Source organism: Bilophila sp. T19-St14 (genome assembly GCF_059728385.1).
The window spans coordinates 185,363-207,831 of the sequence record NZ_BAAGFT010000002.1 but is presented as its reverse complement, the minus strand read 5'-3'; the positions used below and the strand labels follow the sequence as shown (position 1 = coordinate 207,831).

Annotated in this window: 17 protein-coding genes and 1 pseudogene; 10 read left to right on the top strand and 8 right to left on the bottom strand. The window is 58.5% G+C overall.

The annotated features are described in order from the left end of the window. Positions 1-2 precede the first annotated feature (2 nt). A complete protein-coding gene (locus AC6I1V_RS15175; RefSeq protein ID WP_486854008.1) occupies positions 3-215 on the top strand; it encodes a hypothetical protein in 213 nt (70 codons plus the stop codon). 9 nt (positions 216-224) lie between these two features. Then, on the top strand, positions 225-1,400 hold the full coding sequence (locus tag AC6I1V_RS15170) for a DUF4055 domain-containing protein (protein WP_486854007.1): 1,176 nt from the start codon (positions 225-227) through the stop codon (positions 1,398-1,400). Positions 1,401-1,651: 251 nt separating this feature from the next. On the opposite strand, the gene AC6I1V_RS15165 is transcribed toward AC6I1V_RS15170, so the two are convergent. From AC6I1V_RS15165 to AC6I1V_RS15150, 4 genes and pseudogenes are all read right to left on the bottom strand, one after another. Then, positions 1,652-1,837, bottom strand: a complete 186-nt coding sequence (locus AC6I1V_RS15165; RefSeq protein WP_486854006.1) for a hypothetical protein — start codon at positions 1,835-1,837, stop codon at positions 1,652-1,654. A gap of 182 nt (positions 1,838-2,019) precedes the next feature. Further along, positions 2,020-2,324: pseudogene (gene tnpA / locus AC6I1V_RS15160) on the bottom strand (IS200/IS605 family transposase); the annotation flags it as partial. Positions 2,325-2,537: 213 nt separating this feature from the next. After that, a complete protein-coding gene (locus tag AC6I1V_RS15155; RefSeq protein WP_486854005.1) occupies positions 2,538-3,959 on the bottom strand; it encodes an aryl-sulfate sulfotransferase in 1,422 nt (473 codons plus the stop codon). Positions 3,960-4,041: 82 nt separating this feature from the next. Beyond that, complete coding sequence (locus AC6I1V_RS15150) at positions 4,042-5,445, bottom strand: SLC13 family permease (protein WP_302554492.1); 1,404 nt, start codon at positions 5,443-5,445, stop codon at positions 4,042-4,044. A gap of 262 nt (positions 5,446-5,707) precedes the next feature. On the opposite strand from AC6I1V_RS15150, the gene AC6I1V_RS15145 reads away from it, so the two are divergent. From AC6I1V_RS15145 to AC6I1V_RS15120, 6 genes are all read left to right on the top strand, one after another. Continuing rightward, on the top strand, positions 5,708-6,385 hold the full coding sequence (locus tag AC6I1V_RS15145; protein ID WP_302554493.1) for a Crp/Fnr family transcriptional regulator: 678 nt from the start codon (positions 5,708-5,710) through the stop codon (positions 6,383-6,385). A 424-nt stretch (positions 6,386-6,809) separates the two neighbouring features. Then, positions 6,810-8,261, top strand: a complete 1,452-nt coding sequence (locus AC6I1V_RS15140; RefSeq protein WP_482333138.1) for an aryl-sulfate sulfotransferase — start codon at positions 6,810-6,812, stop codon at positions 8,259-8,261. A 51-nt stretch (positions 8,262-8,312) separates the two neighbouring features. Next, positions 8,313-9,137 (top strand): hypothetical protein, encoded by an 825-nt coding sequence (locus tag AC6I1V_RS15135; RefSeq protein ID WP_486854004.1) that lies wholly within the window; start codon positions 8,313-8,315, stop codon positions 9,135-9,137. 230 nt (positions 9,138-9,367) lie between these two features. Then, positions 9,368-10,738 (top strand): dihydrolipoyl dehydrogenase family protein, encoded by a 1,371-nt coding sequence (locus AC6I1V_RS15130; protein ID WP_486850537.1) that lies wholly within the window; start codon positions 9,368-9,370, stop codon positions 10,736-10,738. A 22-nt stretch (positions 10,739-10,760) separates the two neighbouring features. Next, entirely contained in the window at positions 10,761-11,144 is a 384-nt protein-coding gene (gene gcvH / locus AC6I1V_RS15125) for a glycine cleavage system protein GcvH (protein WP_302554704.1), read from the top strand. An 870-nt stretch (positions 11,145-12,014) separates the two neighbouring features. After that, complete coding sequence (locus AC6I1V_RS15120; RefSeq protein ID WP_486854003.1) at positions 12,015-13,190, top strand: AI-2E family transporter; 1,176 nt, start codon at positions 12,015-12,017, stop codon at positions 13,188-13,190. 685 nt (positions 13,191-13,875) lie between these two features. Here AC6I1V_RS15120 and AC6I1V_RS15115 read toward each other — a convergent pair. The 4 genes from AC6I1V_RS15115 to thiM all read right to left on the bottom strand — a co-directional run bounded on the left by AC6I1V_RS15115 (position 13,876) and on the right by thiM (position 17,678). After that, on the bottom strand, positions 13,876-14,187 hold the full coding sequence (locus AC6I1V_RS15115; protein WP_497737168.1) for a hypothetical protein: 312 nt from the start codon (positions 14,185-14,187) through the stop codon (positions 13,876-13,878). 65 nt (positions 14,188-14,252) lie between these two features. Further along, positions 14,253-14,702, bottom strand: a complete 450-nt coding sequence (locus AC6I1V_RS15110) for a methylglyoxal synthase (protein ID WP_302554178.1) — start codon at positions 14,700-14,702, stop codon at positions 14,253-14,255. A gap of 583 nt (positions 14,703-15,285) precedes the next feature. Further along, positions 15,286-16,197, bottom strand: a complete 912-nt coding sequence (locus tag AC6I1V_RS15105; RefSeq protein ID WP_486854002.1) for a formate dehydrogenase accessory protein FdhE — start codon at positions 16,195-16,197, stop codon at positions 15,286-15,288. A gap of 644 nt (positions 16,198-16,841) precedes the next feature. Further along, complete coding sequence (gene thiM / locus AC6I1V_RS15100; RefSeq protein ID WP_486854001.1) at positions 16,842-17,678, bottom strand: hydroxyethylthiazole kinase; 837 nt, start codon at positions 17,676-17,678, stop codon at positions 16,842-16,844. Positions 17,679-18,249: 571 nt separating this feature from the next. Between thiM and fdnG the strand changes: the two genes are divergently transcribed. After that, positions 18,250-21,300 (top strand): formate dehydrogenase-N subunit alpha, encoded by a 3,051-nt coding sequence (fdnG, locus tag AC6I1V_RS15095; RefSeq protein ID WP_486854000.1) that lies wholly within the window; start codon positions 18,250-18,252, stop codon positions 21,298-21,300. A gap of 460 nt (positions 21,301-21,760) precedes the next feature. After that, a complete protein-coding gene (locus AC6I1V_RS15090) occupies positions 21,761-22,465 on the top strand; it encodes a 4Fe-4S dicluster domain-containing protein (RefSeq protein ID WP_302554379.1) in 705 nt (234 codons plus the stop codon). Positions 22,466-22,469 lie beyond the last annotated feature (4 nt).

Genomic DNA, 22,469 nt, shown 5'->3' with positions numbered 1-22,469 from the left:
AGATGCGCGAACGGATATGGGCGGAAGGGGAAGCCCCCCTGCTCTACGTTTTCAACACCTGCACCGAGCTGATCCGCACCCTGCCCACCGCGCCACGCGACGAGCACATCCCGGACGACATCGACACGGAATTCGAGGATCACGCCCTCGACGAAACCCGCTATGCAACCATGTTCAAAAAGCGCGAAATCTTCTTCGGAAGCTCGCACGGATAAGAAGCGACAATGAACAGCAGCTACGAGCAGAAACACCCACTGTACGCGGCATCCTCCACCAAGCGCCGAAAGGCGATGGATCTCTACGAGGATGGGGAACGGTTCGAAGGAAACAGGGCCTATCTGACGCGCCATACCTACGAATCGGACAAGCAATACGACATCCGGGCGAGCCGGGCCACCTACCGCAACTTCGCGGCCCCCATCGTGGACGTGTTTGCCAGCTTCATCAACGAGGGGCGACCAGAGCGTATTTTGCCCGACGCCCTCCGCCCCATCGAGGCGGACACCGACAGGTACGGCATGACCGCAGACGCCTTTTTCGCGGACGTGACCCGGCTCGCGGCGGCAGGCGGGGCGAGGTTCGTCATCGTGGACATGGAACAAAAGAAAGGGGAAACAGTGGCGGGGGACAAGGCCAGCGGTCGCCGTCCGGTGCCCTACTTCACCTCCATCAGCCCCTATGACGTGTGGGATTGGGGGATGGACGCCAAGGGCCTCGCGTGGGCGGTCGTCCACAGCGAGGAGATGGAACACCCCGCAGCCTTCGCCGCCCCGCTCCGCTACGAAACCCTGACCGTCTGGACGCGGGACTCGTGGATGCGCTACCGCCGCCCGATGAAGGACAAGGAAAACACCGAGTACGCCTTGACCGGGGACGGCGAGCGCAAACACGGGCTCGGCGCCGTACCGCTGGTGCCGTTCCTGTTCGAGCCGACTTCCCCCATGACCGGGCTCCCCGCCACGGATGACGTGCTGTCCCTGATCCTGCGCATCTACAGGCGGGACTCGGAACTCGACAAGATGCTGTTCGACCGGGCCGTCCCTCTGCTCAATGTGGGCGGCGTAAGCCAAGAGCATTGGGACACGTTCGTGGTCGCCAGCTCCAACGCCCTCATGAGCACGGAACCGGGCGGCATCACCGCGCAGTACGTGGAGCCGTCGGGCACCGCGTTTCAAGCGCAGGCCGAAGCCCTTGCCCGCGACGAGGCCAGCGTGCGGGAAATCGCCCCCCGTATGGTCCGTCCGCAATCCGCCGTGGGAGAGTCCGCCGAGTCCAAAGCCCTCGACAAAACGCAGCTCGACACGCAGCTTGCCAGGTTCGCCCGGCGCAGCCGCAGCGCGGAAGCCCTCGGAAGCTCGCCGCCCGGTGGCTTGGAGCTAAGGAGGACGGAATCGAGGTGAAATACAACGAGCGTATGACGTAGGTGAGGTTGAAATGGGAATTGAAAAGAAATAGCAATTACTATATAATTTTTATATAGTAAAATTTATAAATATCCGATATAGGGGTAACATATGGAGACTACTACAATTTCAACGGTAAGTCTGATCACTCAAGGAAAACACAAATTCTACTCTTTCACTATGGAAAGTGATATACTAGTTAAAGTCTGCTTTGTAATTTCACGAGATGAAGATCCTACTACAGGTTTTCAAAGAAATTTAGATGAAAGAAGAGCTCGTGAGTGCGCCAGCGCAAACGTGTTGTCCCCGGTACGGTCAACAAACAAAGGCATGAATACTCCGGGGGCGTTGTCGATCTTGAGGTAATCCTTCTTGCCAAGCAATTTCACGATCCGGTTCATGACCTTCTGGGCCTTCTTGCTGATAGCGCGCATATGTCTACTCCTTTGAAGGGTATCGTTTGTCTTTCGTTGAATAGACAATAGATTTTTAAAATCTGAGTATCTATAAAAGGAACCCACCGGCCTAGCCGGTGGTTCTTCATATGCGCCTGTAGGGCTCTGTTACCAGCAGTGCCCTAACAGGCCGCATAGCGAATCTGGCATCGGCATTTCTGTTACTTGCGGCCCGTAAACGGGCTACCCGGGTAGGGAAGGCAAAGCTGCGTACCCAGTTTATCCTCTTCCAGCTGTTTCTTTATGTAATCCCTAATCTTCTCTTTGTTCTTGCCTACCGTATCCACGTAGTTGCCCCGGCACCAGAATTCACGATTGCGGTATTTGAATTCAGATCGCCAAACCGTTCATACAGCATCAGGCTGCTTTTACCCTTCAGATACCCCACAAATCCAGACACGCTCATCTTAGGCGGTAGCAGCATATGTACATGATCCGGGCAGCATTCCACTTCGAGAATTGTCACACCACTCATTGTGACCTCCTTTTGATTTGTTGCTGCTTGCAGTTGCCAGACCGCAAGCTTTACTGACAAATCAAAAGGAGTTTTTATAACATATACAAAGCTGTAAGCTTTTCGGAACCTCCCGCCTAGCGGGAGGTTTTCTTTCTATACAAAAAGCCCCGGCTTGGGGTAAAGCCGGGGCCTGCCGCCGTTCAGGCGCGCATGTCCGAGGGGTTACTTCTTGGCAGGGCCGTAGCCGGGGGCGGGCTTGTATTCCATGAGCTTGTACCAGTCGGGGCATCCGGCGGCGAGCTTGCCCTGCGGCTTCAGATCCTTGCCTGCGAATGCGGGAAAGTCCTTGCCGTAGCGGTAGGCGCGGTGCACCTGATTTTCGGGGGCGTCGTCGCGCTTCACGCAGTAAGGCTTGTCATCCACGGAAATGGGATTGACGTATTCCCAGACGATCTGCTTGTCGGGAGTGACTTCAAAGAGGTGCCCGTTGTTGGTAGAGGTCACCAGCCAGTTGCCGTTGGGCAGCTTCTGGGCGGAGGACTGGAAGTCGGAGTAGAAGCTGTTGTGATCCTTGGTCTGATACTGCCACACTACCTGATTGGTGGCGGGGTTGATCTCCATCACCGTGCTGCGGTTGGCGCTGGAGCGGTGCGTGCCGTTGTTAAAGATGGAGAGGTTGCCGTTGGGCAGCCATTCCACATCGTGGGAGCCGAACAGAATTTGATCGCCGTCGTCATGATAGCCGGACGGGGCCTTGCCCATGCCATAGGCGGCGGGGTTGCCGAAACGCCAGACGATCTTCTTGGTCTTGCGGTCGATGATGTAGATTTCCCCGAAGTCGCGCGAGTTGACGGCGTACTGGTCGGTCTTGGGGTTGTAGCGGACGGAATTCCAGTGCGTCCAGTCGGCGCGGGCGAAATAGCCCATGCTCAGGGGCAGATGCCAGTTGATATCAATCTGATCGGGGCCGGTGCCGATGTGATCCCACACATGCCATTCCCATGCGATTTCCCCCTTGGGCGTCACCTCAATGATCGCATCGGGCCAGATGCCCTGAAGAGGCTGCCCGTCGGGGCCTTGTCCGGGCGCGGCCATGCCGTTGCGGCTGAGGGCGGGGTCCTTGGGATCGCGGCCCTTGGCGAGGGCTTCGTCGTAGGTCTTATTTTCCCAGATCAGGATGGCAGTGTTGCCGTTGGGCAGACGGTCAAAGCCGTGATGGGCGATCTGCCTTGAGTTGCTGACCTTGTATTCCCAAACTACCTTGCCGTCCCACGTATATTCGCGGAGCAGACCGTACCAGCCGCCGAAGTTCACCGGGCTTCCGGCGATCTTTTCAGCGCGCAGGAGATTGCCGTTGGGCAGCAGTTCCGCGTAGAAGGCGGCGTTGTCGTGTTTCCATGTGTGGACGACGTTTCCTTCCATGTCGATGAGATAAGTGGTCTTGCTGCCGGGATTCGGAACCTTGTCCACAATCCACGAGGATACCTTGGTGTGGGGCGTGAACAGCGTATAGCCATCGTAGGCTTTCGCCTTGTCGTAGGACAGCAGGCCGAGCGGGCCGTTGATGGCCTCGTAGGCGTTCGCCGGGGCCCAAAGCAGGAACAGGGACAACAGGGCCGTAGCCAGTGAGGTGAGCTTGCACATACCGTTTTCTCCTCTCCCCCTCCCTAGGGGGCTGATGTTGGCGTAGGGAACAGGAACCCCTTCCCTGCTCCCCTGAAGGACGTTACAAGACCATCTTCCAGAAGGGGATGGCGATGAAGAACAGGAATACGCCGGTCAGGATCATGCGGGCCGCGAGCACCTTGAGCATGTCCTTGAACAGCATGTAGCCGGAACTGAAGAAATACAGGATGACAGCGTATTCATAGGGAAAGATGTAGTTGTCGAGGCCGTACTGGAAGGAATAGAACAACACGCGCGGATCCATCTTCATCTGCATGCCGAGTTCCACGAGCGGCGAGGTCATGGTCGTGGTCGCGGCGAGCGGGGTCAGGAGGAAGTTGGCTCCCGCGCCGAGGATATAGGCCGCGAGCCCCGCAAGGGTATCGCTCATGCCGTGCAGATAAGGCAGGGTGATGCCGGCGATCCAGCCGGTGACCTTGAGAAAGCCGCCCGCGCTGCCGATGGTCATGCAGCCCATGATGAAGAACAGGGGCGCGAAGTTGATCTTGCTGAACTTGGGGCCGTCGAGCAGCCGGACGCCGGGCAGGAAGGCCACGAAAGTGATCCCGATGAGCACCAGACCGGCGGCCACGCCATGCAGTTTGTCTGTAGCGAGCAGGATGAGGGTGGCGAGCATGAGCAGGGCGGCGCGCTTCTGTTCGGGCGTGACCGGGCCGAGTTCCTGATACTTGATCTGAAGGGTCGCGCGCAGGGCCTGCCGATCCACTCTGGAAGGCAGGATGAGCATCACGAGGCCGACGGACATGGCGGTATAGAGCATGCCCGGCAGAAAGTTGTGGATCGCGTATTCCATCCAGGCGGTGTTGATGCCGGAAACCTTGTGCAGGAGCCCCATGCCGAGCACGAGATCCGCGCCGCCGGTAAGGTAGCACAGCTTGGTCGAAGCCACGGCGAGGCAGCAGGTCAGGATGACGGCGGTGGCTTCGCGGCTCTTGGGCTTGAAGTCCAGCGCGTCGCACAGGCTGATGCCGATGGCGCAGAAAATCGCGGCCTTGCCGGTGATGGCCGGAACGAGCGGGGCGACGATGGAAACGGCGAGGGTGATACCAATGAGGGTGCCGACGAAGCTGCCGCCCATGCAGCGCACGCAGGCCAGGCCGATGCGCTTGCCGAGGCCCGTTTCCTGGAGAATCTTGCCGAGCGCGAACCCGCCGATGACGATGATGGGCACTTCCGAGAGCCACGGCGAATACACCACCTGCTGCTTCACGCCGCACAGGACGATGTACAGCACAGGGAGGACAAGCCCCACGGCGACTTCGTTCATGGCGTCCATCGCCCACATGCAGACCGCCCACGTAGTGATGGCGAGGAACATGGCCATCTCATACGTAACGGCCTGACCGTCTATGGGAATGAGGAAATAGACGATAATGGGGATCGCAATGGATATGATCCACTTCACTGCCAGCGTTCCGCGTGCTCCCAGGGTTGGCGAACTCATGCCTCTTCTCCTTCAGAGGGTTGACTGAAAACTTAAGGAGACTCTAACGGGAAGAGGAAAGGCATGATGTAACGGTTGCTACATTTTTCTCAAAGAAACGTTTTTTTATCGTCCCGACGTCGAAAAAGACCGGTACGGCAGGAAGGAAATGCGTTGCTGTAGCGCAAAAGAGTGTATAATCTGCTGTTGTAAAAATGCTTTCCCCTGAGTGACAATGGGCATATCCGTAAAGGGGGAGGTGAGCCGCAGACAAGGAGCAGATGTGGAGACGAACGAAGCGAAACTGATAGAATTTACCCATATTCCCCCCGAAGCGGGCGTGTGGCGGCAGGTGCTCCATCTCGGCAACCGCCTGATCTTCCACAAGGGATCCGAGATCATGCACGGCGGGCAAGAGGGCGCGTACCTGTATTTTCTGTATCAGGGCGAAGTGCGGCTGATGCGGACGACGCTGGACGGTCGGGAAAAAATCCTCATGTGCATGACCGCGGGGGGCGTCACGGGCGAAACCCCATTTTTCGACGAGGTGCCCGCGCACAGTTCCATCGTAGCGGCAACGGACTGCGTAGTGTACGCTTTTTCACAGGATTGCGTACGGCACGAGATCATCCCCCACTACCCGGAACTGACGCTGGCACTGCTGCAATCGCTGGCCTCCAAGGTCCGCGTGCTGTGCAATCAGTCGGTCAGCCTGAGCCTTGAGGAGCTGCCCTCGCGCATCTGCCGGTTCCTACGGCTGCGGGTGCGGGACGGAGACAACGCGCCGTGCGTTTCGCCGGGCCTGAACCAACAGGAACTGGCGAACCTGCTCGGCGTTCACCGTGTGACCCTGAACAAGGCGCTGCGCGAACTGGAGAAGGAATCCATCATCGGGCCGTATGCCAAGGACGAGGTATACATCCTTGATATGGATCGTTTTCTGGAACTGGCGATGAGGTAAGCCCGCGGCGTTTCCCTATGGAAGGCCCTGTACGGACGTGTGTGGAGAAACCGTTCGGGGCCCCTTTGCCCCGTATTTTCCGAAAGGCTCTGTTATAGTTTATGGTTGTTTCATCTCCACAGTGCGATGAAAATACAGCCTTTTTTTCCGGTTTTCCCCTTGGCGGGATCCACGGCTGAGGCATTTTGCCGGTTATCCCTTTGGAGTTTCAAGGAAAAAAGCATCAACCATTTTCTATAACACAGCCTTCCGAAAAGGATGTGAACACACCATGATTGATGCGTTTCAGGCCGACATGAGGCTTGAAACGCATTCTTTTGCGTCAAATGTAACAAACGCAACAGCGCCGCCCCCGGACCGGTGCTAGCGTCCGGTCATACGAAGAGGCATTCTCTCCCATCACAGCGAAATCAAGGAGTCAGTTATGGGTCATCCGACTATCTACCCCACCGGCGTTACCGTATACGATCCTGAAAAGTGCTGGAACGGTTTCACGATCTTTCAGGCGCAGGAAGTCGGCGCCGTACTTATGGATATGAACGGCCGCGAAGTGAACGTCTGGAAGGGCGTCCACGGCATGCCCAACAAGATTTTCCCCGGCGGCTATCTGATGACCAGCCGCGGACGCCGCAGCGGCAAGTACAGCGTGCAGGATGGCCTTGACGTCATTCAAGTGGACTGGGACGGCAACATCGTGTGGAAGTTCGATCGCAACGAATACATCGACGATCCCGGCATCCCCGGCCGCTGGATGGCCCGTTACCATCACGACTTCCAGCGCGAAGGCAGCACCACCGGCTACTACGCGCCCGGCATGGAACCCAAGACCGACTCCGGCAACACCCTCATCCTCGCACACCGCAACGCCCGTAATCCCAAAATTTCCGACAAGCAGCTCCTCGACGACGTGATCCTCGAAGTGGACTGGGATGGCGACATCGTGTGGGAATGGAACTGCAACGAGCATTTCGACGAAATGGGTTTCCGCGAAGGCCCCAAGAACACCCTCGCCCGCAACCCCAACTACCGCCCCACACAGCCCGAAGGCATGGGCGATTGGATGCACATCAACTCCATGTCCGTGCTCGGCCCGAACAAGTGGTATGACGCGGGCGACGAACGCTTCCATCCCGACAACATCATCGTGGACGGACGCGAAGCCAACATCATCTTCATCATCTCCAAGGCGACCGGCAAGATCGTGTGGAAGCTCGGCCCCGATTACGACAACAGCCCCGAAGCCAAGGCCATCGGCTGGATCATCGGGCAGCACCACGCGCATATGATCCCGCATACCCTGCCCGGCGGCGGCAACATCCTCGTGTTCGACAACGGCGGATGGGGCGGCTACGACGTGCCGAACCCCGGCGCCCCCACCGGCGTCAAGGCGGCGCTGCGCGACTATTCCCGCGTGCTGGAAATCGATCCCGTGGCCATGAAAATCGTGTGGCAGTACACCCCAAGCGAAGCCGGTTTCCTCGCACCGATGGACAGCAACCGCTTCTACAGCCCCTTCATCAGCGGCATGCAGCGCCTGCCCAACGGCAACACGCTGATCACCGAAGGTTCCGACGGCCGCGTCTTTGAAGTGACGCCCGACCACAAGATCGTGTGGGAATTCATTTCTCCCTACAAGGGCACGTTCGTCCCCATGAACATGACCTACCGCGCCTACCGCGTTCCGTACGAATGGGTCCCGCAGGCCGCCAAGCCCGCCGAAACCCCCATCAGGCCGCTGGACGTTGCCACCTTCCGCGTCCCCGGCGCCGCCGCCCTGGGTGATCGCGACAAGGAAGTGAGCGTTGAAGGGTGCGTGCCGTACGAAGGCAGCAACGCCCTGTGCGTGGCTTCCGTGGAAGACCCGACCGACAAGTAACAAGACAACCCGAGGCGGGGAGCTTTCCCCGCCTCTTTTCAGAGAGCAGCCATGAGCATCACATTGTATACGGCACCGGACTGCCTGCGGTGCAAAATCGTCAAGGGTTTTCTCGCCGAACGCCGGATCGCCTATGACGCGGTGGATTTCAAGGCCGACGCCCCGACTTTCAACGCCTTCTACCGTGCCAACCGCAAGGCCATCTACCGTAATCCCGAAGGCGTGGAGTTCCCGCTGTTCGACGACGGCACGGTGATCAAACAAGGGTCCGGCGAAATCATCGCCTATCTGCTGTCCGGCCATGCGCTCGAAGGCGCGGTGACGCGCAGCGATCTCCTGCACGGCTGGATTTCCGGCCTCTATCTTTCGCAGTGCCCCGCCGCCGAGGAGGAACATTTCGTCGAGCTGGTGCAGCAGCTCGCCAAGGGCGGGCTCACGGTCTGCATGCAGACGGACGGGCGCAACCCGGCGTTGCTCGAACGGCTCGCCGGCCTCGATGTGCTCGCCAAGGTCCAGCTCAACATCCACGGCCCGACCTCCGTGTACGAAATCCTGTTCGGTGCGTCGCCTTCCAAGGAGGAGCTTGCCAAGACCATCGAACGGGTCAAGGCGTTCCCGAATCATGAAATCCGCTTCCTCGCCGCGCCGATCCCCGGGGACGGCGGCGCGCGCTGGCCGAGCCGCGACGAAGCCGGGGAAGCAGCCCGCATGGTCTTCGACGCCTGCGGCGACCATCAGCTTCCCTATGCCATCGCGTCCGTGACGCCCGATATGCCTCAGGGTATGCAGGGCCTTGAGCCCGTGACCGATCCCATGCTGCTCAAGTACCGCTCCGCGTCCCGCGAATTTCTGTTCAAGGCCGATATTCAGAAATAGGAAAGCGAATCAGGGGAAGGGAAACTTTCTGGAGAAAGCTCCCCTTCCCCCCTCTTCAACTGCTTTTAACCTCATCGGATCCCTGTCGGCTGTTTTCCCGGATTGTCTCTGTTTAGGAAAAACTGGGCGACGGGATTTGGGGAAGGTTCCGGCTGGCGCGTCGCGTCCGCCTCTCCTTCCATACCCTTTTGATAAGCGGGTAACGCCCCAAATCCAAAGCGAGGCAACTCATGCACTACGACGTACTCATTATCGGCGGCGGCCCCGGCGGCACGACGGCGGCGAAGGAACTGGCGGCGGGCGGCAAACGGGTCGCGATCATTGAGGACAACCATTGGGGCGGCACCTGCCTGAACTGCGGTTGTATCCCCACCAAGATGCTGCTCGGCGCGACGGCTCCGCTCGCCATGCTCAGGGCGCAGGAACGCCTGCGAACCATGAAGGGAGGCATCGACATCGACTACAAGGCGTTGCAGGCCCGTGTGGGCCGTTTCATCAAGGGATCGAGCCAGGCCCTCGCCAAAGCCCTGACCGCCGCGGGGATTACCCTGTATCAGGGATACGGCGTCATCGCGGGAAAAGGGCACATAGCGATCCGCTCCGAAGCTGGAGAAGAAATGTTGACGGCTGACGACATCATCCTGTCCTGCGGTTCGTCCAGCGCATCTTTTCCTGGGCTGGCTCCCGACGGCGCCGCCGTGCTCGACAGTACCGGCATCCTGAACCTCCCTGAGGTGCCCGAAAGCCTGATCATCGTGGGTGCCGGGGCCATCGGCCTCGAACTCGGCGATTTCTTCGGCCTGATGGGCACCAAGGTGACCATCGTGGAAGCCGCGCCGCACATCGCGCCTACGGAAGACAACGATATCGCAAAGGAACTGGATCGCACGCTGGGCAAGGCGGGCCGTACCTGCATCGCGGGCGTGATGGCGAAATCGCTGGTCACCAAGGACGGGCAGGCCGAATTGACTCTCGGCGACGGCCGGGTGCTGACCGCCTCCAAGGCGCTGGTCGCCGTGGGCCGGACCCCGAACACCGCCGGGCTCGGCTGCGAAAAGGCAGGCTGCGCGCTGAAACGCCGAGGCTTCGTGGAAGTGGATGAACACCTGCTGGCCGCCGAAGGCGTGTACGCCATCGGCGACGTGAACGGGCTCACACTGCTGGCCCATGCAGCCGATCATCAGGGCGCATACGTCGCCCGCCGGATTTTGGGGCAGGAGCATGGCGCGTATGTGCCCGGCCCGGTGCCGTCCTGCATCTACGGCAGCACCGAAGTCATGCGCGTCGGACAGACCGCCAAGGCCCTGCTCGCCGCCGGAAAGGCCGTCTCCGTGTCCCAGGCCCCGCTGACCCTGAATCCCATCGCGCAGGCCGCGGGCGCTTCCGGCGGCTTCGTCAAGGTGGTCTGGGACGGCGACGTCATCGCGGGCATCGCCGCCGTCGGGCACGGCGTCTCCCACCTCGTCACCGTGGCGCAACTGCTCATGGTCGGCGGATATGTCCCCGAAAAGCTGCATGAAGTCATGTTCGGGCACCCCACGCTGGACGAAATCCTCCCCGCCGCCATCCGTGCCCCCCGTGTAAGCGTGACCGAAGCATAACAATCTTCAAAGGAGAAAAGCGATGAGCCTTACCTATCCCGACGACCGCACGTACCACGCCGAACACTTGTGGGCCAAGCCCGAAGCCGACGGCACCATGCTTGTGGGCATCACCGACTACGCGCAAGATCAACTCGGCGGCATCATCTTCGTGGACCTCCCCGCCGTGGGCGACCATTTCAAACAGGGCGTCTCCTGCGCCTCCATCGAGTCTGTCAAAATCACCTCCGACGCGATCAGCCCTATCTCCGGCGAAATCGCAGCAATCAACGACAGCCTCGCCGATACCCCAGAACTCCTCAATGACGATCCCTATGGTAAAGGCTGGCTCGTCCGCATCAAACCCGACAACGCCGATGAGGGCGGGCGCATCTCCGCCGCAGACTACGCCAAGCTTGTCGGCTGAACGGGCCGGAAATCCGACTGCTCTCGGCTTGGCCTCTTCACAGAAAGGGGATGGGAATCTTTCCCATCCCCTTTGTTGTCAGGCGTACTGAAAAGGTTTTGTCATAGTGTGTGGTTGTTTCATCTCCACAGCACGGTGAAAAGACAGCCTTTTTCTCCAGTTTTCCCCTTGGCTGAATCCATAGCCGAGGCGTTTTTCTGGTTATCCCTTTGGAATTTCGAGGAAAAAAGCATCAACCATTTTCTGGGGCACAGCCTTTTGCAAAGGAAACGGAGGCAACTCTGCCGACACTGAAGGTATCACTGGACTCTGAGTCCATCATGCGCCATTTTATTGTTTATTGTAGAGGGGAAGACGCAGCCAAAGCCTTTATCCCGCTCCGCCGATCCAGAGGATGCGCAAAAGATATGAATCACGTACCTGCTGAGACAAAAATAATGAACAAACGGTATCCCTTCCGCATACACAAACCAGATTCCTAATAGGGCTTTTGAATGGCAACTATTGTCACATTACGAGAATAGCTATACCCGGTACACAGCCTTTCCTCATGGCTGTGTTATAGAAAATGGTTGATGTTTTTTTCTTGAAATTCCAAAGGGATAACCGGAAAAATGCCTTAGCCGTGGCTCCCGCCAAGAGGAAAACCGGAGAAAAAGGCTGTATTTTCACCATACTGTGAAGATAAAACAACCATAAACTATACAAAGCCTTCCTTGTTTCCGAACGGGATTTGCGCCGGGGCCCCTGCAACGCGCATTGCCGTTTCACGGATTGACCTCTTGCCAGCAATAAAGAAAAATACATCGGTTTCCCCTCCGTACGGACGGCTTTTCCGCCCGCCCCATTCACCCCAACCCTTGTGAGATTATGCTGACAGCCAATCGGAAAACGGAAGACTGCTCCTTTCTGGCCCTGCTTATCGGGGTTACGGCCCTTTTTCTCTGGATGATGCTGCCCTTCTTCGACGTCATTTTTTGGGCGGCGACAATCGGCATCCTTTTCCATCCCGTCTACAGAACCATTTCCGAAAAATGGCGTATGGGACGTATCCTCTCATCACTCATAACTATTCTTCTCTGCCTCGTCCTCATCATCATTCCTCTCTCGTACATCCTCTATAACTGCATTGTCGAGGCAACCCTCCTCTACCAAAGGCTGCACGCCGATCAAAATTCCTTTGTCGGTTACATCGACCGGATCAAAGATTCCTATCCGTTCCTTCAAGACTGGCTCCACTACGCCGGGTACGATCTTGAACGCATCAAAAGCCTCCTGACCAGAGCGGCCCTTTCCGCCAGCAGCTTCCTCGCCAAAAATACCGTTACCTTGGGCGAGAACACCTTGGGATTCCTGACCAACTTGGCGCTCGTCCTCTACATTGCGTTCTTCCTGCTCATGGACGGCACCAAGATCCAGGAACTCCTCATCAAGGCCCTGCCCTTCGGGGATCACCGCGAAAAGCTGCTTTTCCGCAAGTTTGCCGAAGTCACGCGGGCGACGGTGAAAGGCAGCCTCCTCGTCGCCGCAGCGCAAGGCGCGCTCGGTGGGGTCATCTTCTGGTTCCTCGACATCCACGCGGCGCTCCTATGGGGCGTGGTCATGACGGCACTGGCGCTGATCCCGGTTGTGGGCGCGGCGCTCGTCTGGGGGCCCGTGGCCGTCTACCTTTTGCTTACGGGCAATTACTGGGACGGCGGCATCCTGCTGGTATACGGCTCCACCGTGATCGGCCTCGCCGACAATATTCTCCGCCCGCTGCTTGTCGGCCGGGACACCAAGCTGCCGGACTTCCTCGTGCTGCTGTCCACGTTGGGGGGATTTGTCTTTTTCGGCATGGACGGTTTCGTCACGGGGCCCACGCTCGCCGTACTGTTCGTGACCGTCTGGCAAATTTTCATTGCGGAGTTCGGGGCAGACGCGCTGGCCTCCCCTGCCGCTTCCCCCGTACCCGTCTTTGTCCCCGCCAAGCGGCAACCGGACAGCCAACCATCATTACCAACAAAGAAAAACAAGGCATCGCGTAAATCCCGTAGGCAACGGTAACCCTCCCGAAAACGGGACTCCCGCCGCCTGACCCAAAATCTTGGCGGTATGCGCTGCCCACCAGCCCCCCAAAAAACGACAGGCCCCTCATGGTGAGCGTGGGCCTGTCGTTTTTGAGAAAGGCTCTGTTATAGTATATGGTTGTTCCATCTCCACAAGGCGGTGGCTATGCAGCCTTTTTCCCCGATTTTCCCCTTGACGGAATCCATAGCCAGACATTTGATTCGGTTATCCCTTTGGAAGTTCAATGAAAAAGCATCAGCCATTTTCTATGACACAGCCTTAGGTCGTGTCGTCAATCAGATATAATCTATTGAAACTATTTAGCTATTTTTAAGTCGCAAAAAAATATTTCCAATAATTTCATATAATTATATGTAACACGACGACAAAACCTAAAAAATTTTCATAAGGATGTATAACCTAACTCTAAATTTGGCTCTCCACGCCGTTGCATAGTGGGAACTGCTTTTGCACAGGCGGGGCATGAAAGGCAAAGGAGTTTGTTATGTTGAAAGGTATGTATTGCCGTATAGTTAAGCAAAGGAATAGGTATATAAATTAACATAATCATTAAGATTATGAGATAATATAAGAATGTCATATTCTATATTTTTTATTATTTTCATATATCTCTATATGTTAATGGATCATACGATCCACAAAGGGGAATGTCAGAGCCGCCCTAAAAATATTCGGCATTGAGATGGGCTGTCCGCAACCGCCAACCTAGCCGTACAGCGGGAGGTACCTGAGGGGAGGGCCAGCCCATCCGCCCTATCCTGTCTTCCACAACGCTGTGCCATAAAAACGGCTGATGCTTTATTTCTTGAAATTCCAAAGAAATAGCCAATAAAATTCCCCAATCATGGAGCCCACCAGCGGAAAAATTGAATAAAAAGCATCTATTTTCAGCATCTTGCTGAAACAAAACAACCTTATACCATGACAAGGCCTTCCACAAAAGCAACGTCCCCCAAAAGACAAGGCGCCTCACAGGGAACCCCCTCTAAGACGCCTCACGGGAAGCGGCGGCCCGCACCGCCCCAAGGAAATCCCGCCCTAACGAAGCGAACGCTCGGTATATTCGGAAAAATCGTATGTCGATTGATGTTCCTGTAAGAAGGCAGGCGACGAGACAAGGCAGTTCGCTGTGGCAACGTTACAAGCCGTGGGGATGTTATACAGATTGGAAATACGCAGCAGAGCCTTGACGTCCACGTCATGCGGCTGGGCCAACATCGGATCCCAGAAGAAAATCAGGGCGTCAATCTTGCCTTCCGCGATACGGGAACCCATCTGCTGATCGCCTCCGAGCGGCCCGGATTTCAAACATTCCACGGGAGTCGATGGGCTTTCGTCACCAAGCAGCTCGCGCAACGCCGCGTCTATGAGGCGTCCGGTCGTCCCCGTACAGGTCAGGCGATGTCCTTTCAGCTCATTGACGTGCTCCCGCGCCCACCGGACCAAATCCTTTTTGCAGTTGTCGTGCGCCACCAGCGCGATATTCATGGAAGCTCCTTTGGGAAAGAGGATAGCAAGAACAACGCCCGCCCCCCCGCCTGTTCCGAAACGGCGCGTGCGTTCCCGCAAAAGGATACGAGAGGCGCGGACGGAGTCAAGAAAAAGGTTTCCGTGATGCCGCCGGCCTTCGCTCGGTTAAAAATGATCTGGCCAGGATGGAGGCGCATCGGCTCCTGTTGTGGGCCTTCGATGAGCTCGCGCCTTCCCGTTCCGGCGCGACGCCTATCGCGGCATTCGCCCCTTTGATGATTTTCTAAAAATTCATTTTGAATTTCATATGGTTGAAATATTGTTTTCATTGCAACAGCGAATGTCTCCGCCTATCACCCGGTTTGACGTGCCCCTCAAAAAACGGCCCATCCCCGCAATAATGGAGCTAGGCCGCCTGATTATATGAAAAAATGACAATATCCATCCCATAACGGATACTTTTCCACAAGGTACGCCCCGCATCCTAAAGCTGCACGAGGCTCAAAGGGATGCGTGGGATCATCCCCTATTTGTGCGCGTGTGGCTGCGGCCAATCCGTTTTGCGGAACAGGCGGTACGGCCTTATTTGCATAGGTGTGGCTTACAGCCCCCATTCCGAAGGCGCAACCCGGTGGAAGTCTTCGTTCTGGGCGGCGATGTCGAGGGGAAGGGATTCGAGATCGTCCAGCGCGGGGATGCTCTCCCGGCCGAAAAATTCGCGGAAGTCAGTTATTTTGATGTAACTCTTGCACGAGCGGCAAACATGGACCTGATAGCCCGGCTCGTTTTCCGCCGTGAAGTAGTCCAGTTTCTTGGCATCTTCCTCAAGGCAAAACGGGCACTGGATACGCTTGGCCCGGAACGTCGTCCGGCAGTACGAACACGTATGCAGCCGCTTTCCACCCTTGTTGATGTCCCGGCCCTCGTTGCGTGACGGTTCCGGGCCGCTCAAATGCCCGATAAACGCCGGGCTCCCGCATACCGGACAGTGCCCGTGCTGCCAAACGTCGCTCTGCGGATAGGCGGCGGAAAGCGCTTCCCCCGCCGCTTCAAGCCACGGCTCCATGCCGTTGTACACAAGGAACGGCAGCAGGTTGGGCGCGTCGGGCGCTTCCTTGGCCCATGCCTCAAAGGGGTCGGCGTTTTCCAGCATGTAGGCGCGGAACAGCTCTTCCGGCCGGATGTCGCCCCGGATCAGCTTATCCCGGACAAGCTGGGAAGTCGTGCGGAGCTGCGGCAGGGATTCCGCCACTTCCAGGATAGCGCGGAAAAGCTTTTCAGCCCCCGCCGCATCGACGGGGAATTGCTCCCTCGCCAGCAACGGCGCGCCCTGCCGGTGCTCCAGATCGCCGCAAACCAATGCCGGATCGACGGAAACCGCCAACGAAGCCTTCACCTCACCCTGCAGGCGGCATACGGCCTTTACGAGTTCCAAAAGTTCCTGCGGGAACCACGTCTTATTTTCAAGGGCAGCGAACTTCTTCACCAAACTGTCGCTCTTCGACGCTTCCATCTATCCTCCCGTGCGCGGGCACAGGGCCGACGCCTCAAGAATAAGGGCGAGAGCCAAGGGGGGCACCCGCCGTTGATCGGTTCCATCCATAACGGCCCAACAGGGCCAGCGCAAGACGTTTTGGCACCCTGCCGTATCCAAAGGCCGAAATCGCCTCATCGGAGCTTCCCACGCCCGTCCAGCCGACACCGTTGGCCCACACGCAGGGCCACGCCTTACTCACACCGGAAAAACTGCACGCTGGAAAGTGAACCGTCATGGCCGGTGGCCACGCCTCACGCACACCGGAAAACCCCATCCCTGCGGCAAAGGGTTCCTTTCCTCCCGTTCAAGTATTCCTTGAAGAAACTCCCCATAGCAAAGGTGGTTGGGGGCTCATCGCCTATCGGAGTGAGGAGCCCCACATACGGCAAAACCCGATTCCCCCCCCAAGGTTCCCCGCATGAAGGCGGCGGGCATACGCCCCCGCTCTCCCCTCAGTGTACGAAGCGGGTGCAGAAGTTGACCTTTCTGTTCTCACAGGGACGTTTTGGAACCGGTTGTTTACAGCCCTGTTTGGAATAAGACCTTTCTGTTCTCACAGGGACGTTTTCCCCCTCCGGGTACGACCGGGTACGAAGCGGGCCTTCCAGTCCTGCGAAGCCTCAGATCCGCAGCCGTTCCGCCCTGCTCCTGCGGGTCAGCGTCACGCCGTCCAGCCTGCTTACGGCGTCCATCAGAAAGACACGGTATGTGCCCGAACCACCTTCCACGGGGAGCAGCCTCTCATACGCCAGCTCCCCGCAGACCCCCATAACCGACATGGCGCAGGCGCAGGACGACAGGAGAGCTTGCGGGTTCGCCCCCACGCAGCAGCCGATGATCCCAGCCGACATGCAACCCGTCCCGGTAATCTTGGCCATCATGGGGTGCCCGTTACGGATGGCCCATGCCTCATGGCTGTCCGCAACAATATCGATGGGGCCGCTGATCACGATGACCGCGCCTGTCCGGGCGCTGACCTTCCGGGCACGATCCGCGTGCCGGTTCAGATTGCCTTCCGTACTCAGGGCGTCAAGGTTCGCGTCCACCCCCTTGGTTGTGCCGCTCCCTTCCGCCAGATACGCGATTTCCGAACTATTCCCCTTGATGACGTCAAAACGGACTTCATGGAGCAGCATTTCTGCGGTTTCATTACGAAAACGTGAAGCCCCCACGCCCACGGGATCAAATACCACGGGGCGGCCCAGCCTGTTGGCTTCCTTCCCCGCCGCCAGCATGGATTGCAACGTCCGCTCGCTGAGCGTCCCCATGTTCAGCACCAGCGCGGAACAATGCCCGACGATCTGTTCCACTTCACGCAGATCATCGGCCATGATGGGCGAACCTCCCAAAGCCAGCGTTATGTTGGCGCAATCATTGACTGTAACATAATTGGTAATAAAATGCACCAGCGGCCTTTTTTGCCGCACGGCGCTCAGTACCTTCTCAAAGGGATTCATCTTTCAGCCTTCCTTTCCCCAACGGCGGGATGTCCTCACGCGGCCCAGCCATACGGGGCCGTTTTCGCCAGAGCCCGGCAACCGGCTCCAGACTCCAGCCCATACGGCGGAAAACGGCCGCCCCACCCTTTTTCAGTGCTTTCCCTACGGCAAAAACCCTGCCTCAGACGCAAGGCATCCCATGATTTGCCCATCATGTCTATGCCACTCTCTCCCCCCGCGCAACCAGCAATATCCGGGGCTTGGCCCTCCGGCCATCCCTGTTGGCGGCGACATCCTGACCGGTGCGCCTTGAATTGGTTCACTGCAGGGGAACCATCGCCTTCTGCGGGATACCCCCTTTTTATGGGAACACCGCCTTTTCCTTCATCTTCTTTTCCGCTTTGCAAAGGAATATTTCCACAAGCGCCTTTTTCCCCGAAACAGGATTGACACAAGGCCCACGCTGGACTAGCAGTAGGGTATCCGTAACCAAATCATACAATGATTTAAACTATATATGCTCAGTCAAGCATATATCGGCATTCCTGCGGCGGAGCCACCGGTTCCGCCCAATACCGGGAGGATCACCATGAGCGTATCACGCCGAGGCTTTTTGAAGTTCGGCCTTGGGGCCGCGCTGGCAGGCGCCGTTTCCGGGCTTGGGTTCAACTTGCGCCCCGCTTTTGCGCAGGCCAAGGAATTCAAACTCAAGTGGACGAAACAGACCACTTCCATCTGCTGTTACTGCGCCGTGGGCTGCGGGCTCATCGTCAGCACGAGCACGTCCGGCAACCCGCTGGGCAAGGGCCGCGCCATCAACGTCGAGGGCGATCCCGATCACCCGATCAATGAAGGCTCCCTCTGCCCAAAGGGGGCTTCCACCTGGCAGCTCACCGTCAATGACCAGCGCCCCAAGAAGCCCCTCTACCGCGCCCCCTACGCCACCGAATGGAAAGAGGTGGACTGGGAATGGGCGATGGAGGAAATCGCCAAGCGCGTCAAGGAAAGCCGCGACAAGTCGTTCACGGAAAAGAACGGCAAGGGGCAGATCGTCAACCGCACCGAAGCCATGGCTTCGTTCGGTTCCGCCGCTATGGACAACGAGGAGTGCTGGGCCTATCAGTCCATCCTCCGCAGCCTCGGCCTGGTGTATATCGAACACCAGGCGCGCCTCTGACACAGCGCCACTGTTACGGCTCTGGCAGAGTCGTTCGGACGCGGCGCAATGACGAATCACTGGAACGATTTGGCGAACAGTGACTGTATCCTCATCATGGGCAGCAATCCTGCCGAAAACCATCCCATTTCCTTCAAATGGGTGCTCAAGGCTCAGGACAAGGGCGCGAAGGTCATCAGCGTAGACCCGCGCTTCACCCACTCTTCGAGCAAGGCCGACTTCTATGTCCAGCTCCGCGTGGGCACGGACATCGCCTTCCTCGGCGGGATGATCAACCATATCCTGAGCAACGGCAAATACTTCAAACAATACGTCGTCGACAGCACCAACGGCCCCACGGTCGTCGGCGAGCGGTTCGGGTTCAGCGACGGCCTCTTCTCCGGCTTCGACGCCGACAAGAAGAGCTACGACAAAAAAACGTGGGCGTTCGACATGGACGCCAAGGGCGTCCCCGTGCGCGACGAAACGCTCTCGCACCCGCGCTGCGTATTCCAGCTTCTCAAGAAGCACTACAGCCGCTACACGCTCGACAAGGTATCCGAAACCACCGGCACGCCCAAGGAAGACCTCCTTCGCGTCTATGAGGCCTTCGCGTCCACCGGTGCGCCCGACAAGGCCGGGACCATCATGTACGCGATGGGCTGGACTCAGAAGAGCGTGGGCGTGCAGAACATCCGCGCCATGTCCATCATCCAGCTCCTGCTCGGCAACATCGGCGTGGCGGGCGGCGGCGTCAACGCGCTGCGCGGCGAATCCAACGTGCAGGGTTCCACCGACCAGGCCCTGCTCGCGGACGTCTGGCCCGGCTACCTGCCCGTGCCGACCTCCACGCTGACGACCCTCGCGGACTACAACGCCACCACGCCCAAGACCAGCGATCCCAAGAGCGTGAACTGGTGGGGCAACCGGCCCAAGTATGTGGCGAGCTACCTCATGTCGCTTTATCCCGGCGTGACGCCCGACGTGGCCTACAGCTATGTCCCGCGCCTTGACGCCGACAAGAAGCGGACCGACTACATGTGGATGTCCATCTTCGACCGCATGAACGAAGGCAAGCTCGACGGCCTGTTCGCGTGGGGCATGAACCCAGCCTGCTCCGGCCCGAACGCCAACAAAAGCCGCAAGGCCATGGAAAAGCTCAAGTGGCTGGTGAACGTCAACCTGTTCGACAACGAAACCGGTTCGTTCTGGCGCGGCCCCGGCAATGATCCGACCAAGATCGCCACGGAAGTCTTCTTCCTGCCCTGCTGCACGTCCATCGAAAAGGAAGGCTCCATCGCCAACTCAGGCCGCTGGATGCAGTGGCGCTATGCCGGCCCCGACCGTTACGGCGAAACCAAGCCCGACGGCGACATCATGGTCGAAATGATGCTCGCCATCCGCAAGCTCTATCAGGAGCAGGGCGGCGCCTTCCCCGAACCGATCCTTGGCCTCGGCATCGACAAGTGGATGGAAGGGCATGAGTTCTCTCCCGCCAACACCGCCAAGGTCATGAACGGCTACTTCCTGCGCGACGTGACCATCGGCGGCAGGCAGTACAAGGCCGGGCAGCAGGTTCCCGCCTTCGCCATGCTGCAGGCCGACGGCTCCACCGCCAGCGGCAACTGGCTGCATGCGGGCTCGTGGACGGAAGAAGGCAACATGATGGCCCGCCGCGACAAGACGCAGACGCCGGAGCAGGAAAAAATCGGCCTGTTCCCGAACTGGTCTTATGCGTGGCCCATGAACCGCCGCATCATCTACAACCGCGCCTCCGTGGACAAGCAGGGCCGCCCGTGGAACCCGGACAAGCCGGTCATCCAGTGGCGTGACGGCAAATGGGTCGGCGACGTGGTGGACGGCGGCGGCGATCCCGGCACCAAATACCCCTTCATCATGCAGAAGGACGGCCAGGGCGCGCTCTTCGGGCCGGGCCGCGAAGACGGGCCGCTCCCTGAGTTCTACGAACCGATGGAATCGCCCTTCGAGAAGCACGCCTTCTCGGCGCAGCGCAGCAACCCCGTGGCTTTCAAGGCCATCGGCGAAGTGCTGGCGGTGGCTGACGAGCGCTTCCCGTTCATCGGCACGACCTACCGCGTCACCGAGCATTGGCAGACGGGCCTCATGACCCGCCGCTGCTCGTGGCTGGTGGAAGCCGAACCGCAGGTCTTCGCGGAGCTTGATCCCGAACTTGCCAAGAAGCGCGGCATCGGCAACGGCGACGTGGTGCGCGTCAGCAGCGCGCGCGGCAGCCTGCTTGCCAAGGCCATCGTGACCAACCGCTTCCAGCCCATGAACGCCAACGGCAAGACCGTGCATATGATCGGCCTTCCGTGGCACTTCGGCTGGCTGGTGCCCAAGCGTGGCGGCGACAGCGCGAACCTTCTCACCGCAGCCGTGGGCGACCCAAACTCCGCCATACCGGAATCCAAGGCCTTCATGGTCAACATTGAGAAGATGCCTGATCAGGATTTGCCGGAGTAGTCTTAAGGGGATGGGGAAACCGGGGGAGGGAACTTTTTGTAAAAAGCCCCCTCCCCCAAACCTGCCGAACGGCTCGCTCCCCATCCGCAAAAACTTTGACTGGTGGGGAGGCGGCGCGGCGGGAGCCGCGTTGACTGGACGGCTGAAAGGCAAAGGTTCCCTAGTAAATCTCCCTCCGGGCAACCGAAAAAATGTTCATGGCAAAAATTTTGCCGGGCGGAAAAGCCATTACCGTTTGCAACGGCCCTTCCACCACGTAACAAAAAACAGCGGCTCCGGGGGACCCCCGCCGAGGGAAACCCGCCGGGCCGCCCCAAACGCCGCCCGCCCCGTTTATAAAAGTCTTAGGAGGGGAAAGGGGGAGGTTTGGAGGGGGGAAGGGGAAGCCCTTCTCCAGAAGGGTTCCCCTTCCCCCCTCCAATCTTTTCCCTCCTCCCTTCCCCCGATAAAGGAGTCCATCATGGCGAAAGCCTTTTTTGTCGACCTGACGCGCTGCACGGGCTGCCGCGGATGCCAGATCGCGTGCAAGCAGTGGAAAAACCTGCCCGCCGAGGAAACGACCAACCGCGGCGGACACACCAACCCGCCGGATCTGTCCAGCGTGACCTACAAAACCGTACACATGCGCGAAGTGGGCAAGGGAAAGGACTTTCGTATGTTGTTCTTCCCTGAACAATGCCGCCATTGCGAGCTGGCCCCGTGCATGACCGCTTCGACCATCGACGGCGCCATCGTGCAGGACGAAAACACGGGCGCGGTGCTGTTCACGCCCCTGACCGCCCAGCTCGACGGACAGGCCGTGCGCGAAGCCTGCCCCTATGACATCCCGCGTATCGACCCGGAAACGAAGCAGATCCACAAGTGCGACTTCTGCAACGACCGGGTGCATCAGGGCATGCTCCCCGCGTGCGTCCTGTCCTGCCCCACCGGATGCATGAATTTCGGAGAACGGGAAGACATGGAAAACCTCGCCGAACAGCGGCTTGCGGAAGTTAAAGAACGTTTTCCCAATGCAGTATTAGGTGACAACGGCATTGTTCACGTGATATACTTGTATGCAGAAGATCCCAATCTGTACCACAAGTTCGCCGTATTCGCCCGGAACGACGCCGACCCGATGACGCGCCGCCAGCTTTTTGCGAAACTGCGCCGACCTGTGGCTTAGTCCT

Coding starts and splice junctions, on each gene's coding strand:
- AC6I1V_RS15130 (WP_486850537.1), top strand. CDS start 9,368: ATGCACTACGACGTACTCATTATCGGCGGCGGCCCCGGCGGCACGACG.
- AC6I1V_RS15140 (WP_482333138.1), top strand. CDS start 6,810: ATGGGTCATCCGACTATCTACCCCACCGGCGTTACCGTATACGATCCT.
- AC6I1V_RS15165 (WP_486854006.1), bottom strand. CDS start 1,837: ATGCGCGCTATCAGCAAGAAGGCCCAGAAGGTCATGAACCGGATCGTG.
- AC6I1V_RS15155 (WP_486854005.1), bottom strand. CDS start 3,959: ATGTGCAAGCTCACCTCACTGGCTACGGCCCTGTTGTCCCTGTTCCTG.
- AC6I1V_RS15150 (WP_302554492.1), bottom strand. CDS start 5,445: ATGAGTTCGCCAACCCTGGGAGCACGCGGAACGCTGGCAGTGAAGTGG.
- thiM (WP_486854001.1), bottom strand. CDS start 17,678: ATGAATCCCTTTGAGAAGGTACTGAGCGCCGTGCGGCAAAAAAGGCCG.
- gcvH (WP_302554704.1), top strand. CDS start 10,761: ATGAGCCTTACCTATCCCGACGACCGCACGTACCACGCCGAACACTTG.
- AC6I1V_RS15120 (WP_486854003.1), top strand. CDS start 12,015: ATGCTGACAGCCAATCGGAAAACGGAAGACTGCTCCTTTCTGGCCCTG.
- AC6I1V_RS15135 (WP_486854004.1), top strand. CDS start 8,313: ATGAGCATCACATTGTATACGGCACCGGACTGCCTGCGGTGCAAAATC.
- AC6I1V_RS15110 (WP_302554178.1), bottom strand. CDS start 14,702: ATGAATATCGCGCTGGTGGCGCACGACAACTGCAAAAAGGATTTGGTC.
- AC6I1V_RS15175 (WP_486854008.1), top strand. CDS start 3: ATGCGCGAACGGATATGGGCGGAAGGGGAAGCCCCCCTGCTCTACGTT.
- AC6I1V_RS15090 (WP_302554379.1), top strand. CDS start 21,761: ATGGCGAAAGCCTTTTTTGTCGACCTGACGCGCTGCACGGGCTGCCGC.
- AC6I1V_RS15105 (WP_486854002.1), bottom strand. CDS start 16,197: ATGGAAGCGTCGAAGAGCGACAGTTTGGTGAAGAAGTTCGCTGCCCTT.
- AC6I1V_RS15170 (WP_486854007.1), top strand. CDS start 225: ATGAACAGCAGCTACGAGCAGAAACACCCACTGTACGCGGCATCCTCC.